The 6196-nt window shown below is 73.8% G+C and carries 4 protein-coding genes and 3 tRNA genes; 2 read left to right on the forward strand and 5 right to left on the reverse strand.

Going from position 1 to position 6196, the window contains the following annotated elements; all coding sequences use genetic code 11:
- Position 1: 1 nt before the first annotated feature.
- Positions 2-1447, reverse strand: a complete 1446-nt coding sequence (gene leuC / locus ACGFIZ_RS26915) for a 3-isopropylmalate dehydratase large subunit (protein ID WP_393423664.1) — start codon at positions 1445-1447, stop codon at positions 2-4.
- A gap of 49 nt (positions 1448-1496) precedes the next feature.
- Between leuC and ACGFIZ_RS26920 the strand changes: the two genes are divergently transcribed.
- On the forward strand, positions 1497-2183 hold the full coding sequence (locus ACGFIZ_RS26920) for an IclR family transcriptional regulator (RefSeq protein WP_145775510.1): 687 nt from the start codon (positions 1497-1499) through the stop codon (positions 2181-2183).
- Positions 2184-2657: 474 nt separating this feature from the next.
- Here ACGFIZ_RS26920 and ACGFIZ_RS26925 read toward each other — a convergent pair.
- The 4 genes from ACGFIZ_RS26925 to ACGFIZ_RS26940 all read right to left on the reverse strand — a co-directional run bounded on the left by ACGFIZ_RS26925 (position 2658) and on the right by ACGFIZ_RS26940 (position 4149).
- A tRNA-Glu gene (locus tag ACGFIZ_RS26925) sits at positions 2658-2730 on the reverse strand.
- Between the two features lie 213 nt (positions 2731-2943).
- Positions 2944-3016 (reverse strand) — tRNA-Glu (locus tag ACGFIZ_RS26930).
- A 132-nt stretch (positions 3017-3148) separates the two neighbouring features.
- A tRNA-Gln gene (locus tag ACGFIZ_RS26935) sits at positions 3149-3220 on the reverse strand.
- Between the two features lie 125 nt (positions 3221-3345).
- Positions 3346-4149, reverse strand: coding sequence for a fumarylacetoacetate hydrolase family protein (locus tag ACGFIZ_RS26940; protein ID WP_393423666.1), 804 nt, complete (start codon positions 4147-4149; stop codon positions 3346-3348).
- 326 nt (positions 4150-4475) lie between these two features.
- Here ACGFIZ_RS26940 and ACGFIZ_RS26945 point away from each other — a divergent pair, with 326 nt between their 5' ends.
- Complete coding sequence (locus tag ACGFIZ_RS26945) at positions 4476-6188, forward strand: hypothetical protein (protein WP_393423668.1); 1713 nt, start codon at positions 4476-4478, stop codon at positions 6186-6188.
- Positions 6189-6196: the final 8 nt, after the last annotated feature.

Below are 6196 nucleotides of genomic sequence, written 5' to 3' on the forward strand. Positions count from 1 at the left end.
TCTACAGGTCGGCGGGGGCGGCCAGCCGGCCGACCACGGCGGTGGCGGCGGCGACCGGCGGCGAGACCAGGTGGGTGCGTCCGCCCCGGCCCTGGCGGCCCTCGAAGTTGCGGTTGGAGGTCGAGGCGGAGCGCTCACCGGGGGCGAGCGTGTCCGGGTTCATGCCCAGACACATGGAGCAGCCGGCGAAGCGCCACTCGGCGCCGGCGTCGGTGAAGACCTTGTCCAGCCCCTCGGCCTCGGCGGCCTCCCGGACGGCGGCGGAGCCGGGCACCACGAGCATCCGTACGCCGTCGGCGACCTTGTGCCCGCGCAGCACGTCGGCCGCGGCGCGCAGGTCCTCCAGCCGGCCGTTGGTGCAGGAACCGACGAAGACCACGTCGACGGCCAGGTCCCGCAGCGGGGTGCCCGGGGTGAGGTCCATGTACTCCAGGGCCCGGCGCGCGGCGGTCCGCTCGGCGTCGGTGCCGAACTCCTCCGGGTCGGGCACGGCCGAGCCGAGCGGCGCGCCCTGCCCGGGGTTGGTGCCCCAGGTGACGAACGGCGTGATGGTGCTCGCGTCCAGGGTCACCTCGGCGTCGAAGGTCGCGCCCTCGTCGGTGACCAGCGTCCGCCAGTACGCCACGGCGGCGTCCCAGTCGGCCCCGCGCGGGGCGTTGGGCCGTCCCTTCAGGTACGCGAAGGTGGTCTCGTCCGGCGCGATCATCCCGGCCTTGGCGCCCCACTCGATGGACATGTTGGCGACCGTCATCCGCCCCTCCATGGACAGCGACCGGATCGCCTCGCCGCGGTACTCCACGATGTGGCCGCGCCCGCCGCCGGTGCCCACCTGGGCGATCAGGGCGAGCACGAGGTCCTTGGCGGTGACGCCGGGACGGAGCTGGCCGGTGACGTTCACGGCCATCGTCTTCGGCCGGATCTGCGGCAGAGTCTGGGTGGCCAGGACGTGTTCGACCTCACTGGTGCCGATGCCGAAGGCCAGGGCGCCGAAAGCCCCGTGGGTGGCGGTGTGCGAATCGCCACAGACGATGGTCATGCCAGGCTGGGTGACACCGAGCTGCGGGCCGATGACGTGCACGATCCCCTGGTTCTCGTCGCCGAGGGGGTGCAGCCGGACGCCGAACTCGGCGCAGTTGCGGCGCAGCGTCTCGATCTGCGTACGCGAGGTCGGGTCGGCGATCGTCAACAGGTCGCCGCGCCGCTGCTGGAACGACGGATCCGCGTACCCGGTCGGGGTGTTGTGGTCCTCGGTCGCGAGCGTGAGGTCGGTACGCCGCACCCGGCGGCCGGCGAGCCGCAGCCCGTCGAACGCCTGCGGGCTGGTCACCTCGTGCAGCAGGTGCAGGTCGATGTAGAGCAGATCCGGCTCGCCCGCGGCGGACCGGACGACGTGCGCGTCCCAAACCTTCTCGGCCAGGGTCCTCGACTCAGGAGTGACTCCCACCATCTGGACATCCTAAATTCTGGGAGGTAAATTTCGGCTTGTGGGACACAGTATGAGCGGTGTCGGCGTTCTCGACAAGGCGGTGGTCATCCTGGCCGCCTGCGTCGACGGCGCCAGCCTGGCCGAACTCGTTGAACGCACCAAGCTGCCCCGGGCGACCGCGCACCGGCTGGCACAGGCGCTGGAGATCCACCGGATGCTGGTCCGGGACACCCAGGGCCGCTGGCGCCCGGGCCCCCGGCTCGGCGAGCTGGCCAACGCCGCGCCGGACGTGTTGCTGACCGCGGCGGAGCCGCTGCTGTCCGCGCTGCGCGACGCCACCGGCGAGAGCGCCCAGCTCTACCTGCGCCGGGCGGACGAGCGGATCTGCGTGGCCGCCGCCGAGCGGGCCAGCGGCCTGCGGGACACCGTGCCCGTCGGCTCGGTGCTGCCGATGACCGCCGGCTCGGGGGCGCAGATCCTGCTGGCCTGGGAGCCCCCGGAGGCGGTGATGCCGTTGCTGCCCAGGTCGAAGTTCACCGGTCGCACCCTGGCCGAGGTACGCCGCCGCGGCTGGGCGCAGAGCGTCGCCGAACGCGAGGCGGGTGTGGCGAGCGTCTCCGCCCCGATCCGCGACCGCACGGGCCGGGTGATCGCCGCCATCAGCATCTCCGGGCCGATCGAGCGTCTCGGCCGCCGCCCCGGTGAACGGCACGCCATGGCCGTCGTCCGGGCCGGCCAACGCCTCTCGGGCCTCTGACCACCCCGACCCCTCCCCGGGCCCTCCCCGACCCCTCCCCGGGCCCTCCCGGACCCCTCCGCGATGATCATGAAGTTGGCGGCAGCAAGAGAGATCAAAAACGCCGCCGACCCCATGATCGTCGCGGAGGTACAGGGCCGGTGCGGAGTGGCGGGATACCCCCACGTCGCCGACATCGCGCGGTCGGAGCGGCGGGATACCCCCATGTCGCCGACATCGCGCCAGCCGACGCACCCGGACCCCGCCAGGTCGCCGACATCGCGCCAGGCCGCAGCGCCGGGGACACCCCCAGGTCGCCGACATCGCGCCAGCCGACGCACCCGGACCCCGCCATGTCGCCGACATCGCGCCAGGCCGCAGCGCCGGGGACACCCCCAGGTCGCCGACATCGCGCGGGCCGACGCGCCCGGCCACGGGCGCGGCGGTACGGAAACGGCCCGCCTCACCGGAGTGAGGCGGGCCGTACGTGTGTTGTAGCCCCGACCGGATTCGAACCGGCGCTACCGCCTTGAGAGGGCGGCGTCCTGGGCCGCTAGACGACGGGGCCAGAACTTTCCCTACTTGGCCGCTCTTCCGAGCGGCACCGCTGTAGTCTAGCGACGTGTCCCCGGGCGCCCACGCCGGGGGTGGGGCAAACCGCGCTCGGACACCCGCCGCGTCCGGACACCCGCCGCGTCCGGACACCCGCCGCGTCCGGACGGCGCGAACGCCGAACGTGGAACGGCCCGCCTCACCGAAGATGAGACGGGCCGCACAACTGTAGCCCCGACCGGATTCGAACCGGCGCTACCGCCTTGAGAGGGCGGCGTCCTGGGCCGCTAGACGACGGGGCCAGAACTTTATCTGCTTGGCCGCCCCCGGGGCGGCGCCGCTGAAATCTACCAGAGACAACCTTCGACCCTGTCGGGCCGATCGGAGGGCTCTCCAGCTGATCCAGCGACCGATGCTCTCACGACCATCGGTTGCTGGGGTACCAGGACTCGAACCTAGACTAACTGAACCAGAATCAGTCGGGCTGCCAATTACCCCATACCCCACCGGCACCTCTCGGTGCCGTTCGGCGCCTTGCGGCACCGGAGGGAAACTTTACCCTCCCGGTGCCAGCAGGCCAAATCGGGTTCCCGAAACGACCCCTGACCTGCTCTTTCGCCGCTTCGACGGGTCAGCTGACCGGCACGACCGGATTCGTCAGCTCCCCGATCCCCTCGATACTCACGGTGACCGTATCCCCCTCCACGAGCGGGCTAACCCCCGCGGGCGTACCGGTCAGCACGACGTCGCCGGGGAGCAGCGTCATCACGTGCGAGACGTACGACACCAGGGCCGGGACGTCGAAGACCATGTCCCGGGTACGACCCAGCTGCCGCACCTCCATCTCCTCCGGATCGCGACCCACCTCACACCGGATCTCCAGGTCGGTCACGTCGAGGCCGGTGGTGATCCAGGGGCCGATGGGGCAGAACGAGTCGAAGCCCTTGGCCCGCGTCCACTGGCCGTCCGAGCGCTGGAGATCCCGCGCGGTGACGTCGTTGGCGCAGGTGTAGCCGACGATGGCCCGCTCGGCGGCGGCCCGGTCGGCCCGGCGCGCCCCCGGCGCCCCGATCACCACGGCCAACTCCGCCTCATGCTCGACGCGCTTCGAGAAGATCGGCAGCCGGATGGCGTCCCGCGGCCCGATGACCGAGGTGGACGGCTTGAGAAAGAGCAGAGGCTCCTTGGGTACCTCGCTGCCGTGCTCGGCGGCGTGCTCGGCGTAGTTGCGGCCGACGCAGACGACCTTGCTGGGCAGGATCGGGGAGAGCAGCCGGACGTCCGACACCGCCCACCGCGCACCGGTGAACTGGATCTGCCCGAACGGGTGGCCCTCGATCTCCGCGATGGTCAGGCCCTGGAGGCCCGCCCCCGGCTCCCCCTCGACGACCCCGAACGACATTCCCTTGGCATGAGCGAAACGAGCGATACGCACCAGGCCAATCTAAGCCCTCCGAGGGACGCGGAGTCGCGCCGGTGGCCAGCCCCGACCCGGCGACATTGATGGCGGGCAGCAGCCCGACGACCTCAGGGACGGATACGGCGGGCGCGGCGTCGCCCCGCACGAGGAGGGGATGCACCCGGCCGGCTGGGTGTTCGTCGCCCACCGGGAGCGGCATGGCGGCCCACCCTACGCCGGTGGCCGTCGCCGGGGGCCGACTTCGCGACTTCGTACCCGCACGACGTGCCCGCGCACCTAGCGTCGGGCTCCGGAGGTGCGTTCGTATGCCTGCATCGACACGACACCACAGGGCTCTCGCGGTGTTCGTACACTGCCTCGGCGTGCTCGCCGCCGTGCCGGCGCTGCCGGCGACGGCCCCGAAGACGACGGTCCCGAAGGCTGCGGCCGCGGCGGCTACGGCCGCGGAAACGACGGCGGCGCAGCCCGTGCGGACGGCGGTGGCCACAGCGGTGGCCGCGGCGACGCCGACAGCGGCGGTCGCGCCGACCACGCCGGGGGCGGCGACAGTGCCGACCACCCCGGGGACGGCATCAGTGCCGACCACGCCGGGGACGGCATCAGTGCCGACCACGCCGGGGACGGCATCAGTGCCGACGGGGGCGCCGTCGGCCCGCCCGGCGGCGGCCACCGAGGAACCCACCGACACCCCGTCGCCATCGGACTCGGCGGTGCCGACGCCGGCGGCGCCGCCACCGTTGGTCTCGCCGTCGGTGGTGGTGCCCACCCAGGGCGCGCCGCCGCCGGTGACCGTGGCGGTCGCGCCCGCCGGCACGCCGGCGCCCGGGTACCGGATCGAGGTCCGCAACCAGGGCAGCCTGCCGGTGACCACCACGGTGCGCCAGGAACTGCCGGCCGGCACGCGGGCGACCTGGATCACGCCCGGCGGCCGGGCCAGCCGCGCAGCCGGACAGGCCGCCACCACGGAGGTGACCTGGCAGCTCAAGCTGCCCGCCCGAGGCAGCACCACGCTGCACACCGCGCTCGCCGCCGTCGCGCCCGGCCGGCCGCTGAGCGCGCCGGCCTGCGCCTTCACCAACGACGGCAACCGGGCGTACGACTGCGCCACGGCGACCTGGAACCGCCCGATGATGCCGGCGGCGGCCAAGGTGACCGAGGCGGCCGTGTGGCGCCGGCCCCCGGTCCTGCTCGGCGCGCTGGCCGGGGTGTTGCTGCTCACAATGGGCGGGCTCTGGTGGTGGCAGCGGCGCCGCCGCCGACGGGCCGAGATCCGCGCCGGGATCGGGGCCGGGGCCGGAACCGGGGTCGCGGCCGGAACCGCCGGAACCGCCGGGGCCGGGGCCGGAACCGGGGTCGCGGCCGGAACCGCCGGAACCGCCGGGGCCGAGGTCGGGGCGGGTGCCGCGGCGACGGCCGGGGCCGAGGTCGGGGCGGGTGCCCCGGGGACGGCCGGGGCCGAGGTCGGGGCGGGTGCCCCGGGGACGGCCGGCCGGGGCGTGGTCTACTCCCGTCCGGTGGCGGCGGCCCGCCACCGGCCTCCCGTGTGGCTGGTGGTGGCGGGCGCCGCCACGCTCCTGGCCGGGGTGGTGTTCGCGGCGGCGTTGACCGCAAGCCAGCGGGTCGCCGCGATCGACACCAACAAGCAGCCGACCAGCGGCGCATGGCTGGGGCAGAGTGCCACCGGGGCGATCGGCGTGCCGCTGCGCGAGTCCGCGTTCGAGTTCACCGTGTACCGGCTGACCTGCCCGCCCGACGGCGGCGGCGGCGGGCGACGGTGTCTGGCCACGGTCGGGGTGCGCAACGTCACGCCGCAGCAGCAGACCTGGCACGGCCAGATGCAGCGGGCGTACCTGCCGGGGGGCAACTGGGTGAGCACCGACGAGCAGGCCACCCGGCAGGCCAACCAGGGACGGGACGTCTTCGCCCAGCCGCTCGCCGCCGGCGCCCGGATGGTGTTGCCGCTGGTGTTCACCGTCGGCGGGACGGCCCAGCCGAAGCAACTGGAGCTGCGCAGCGGGGTGTTCTCGGCCGGCGTACGGGTGGACGTGCCCTAAAGCAGCGC

It is taken from the genome of Micromonospora sp. NPDC048830 (assembly GCF_043198215.1).
Lineage (GTDB): Bacteria > Actinomycetota > Actinomycetes > Mycobacteriales > Micromonosporaceae > Micromonospora.

What these genes read in the sequence shown, in the direction of transcription:
- leuC (WP_393423664.1), bottom strand. Translation starts at nt 1,447, where the DNA reads ATGGTGGGAGTCACTCCTGAGTCGAGGACCCTGGCCGAGAAGGTTTGG.
- ACGFIZ_RS26920 (WP_145775510.1), top strand. Translation starts at nt 1,497, where the DNA reads ATGAGCGGTGTCGGCGTTCTCGACAAGGCGGTGGTCATCCTGGCCGCC.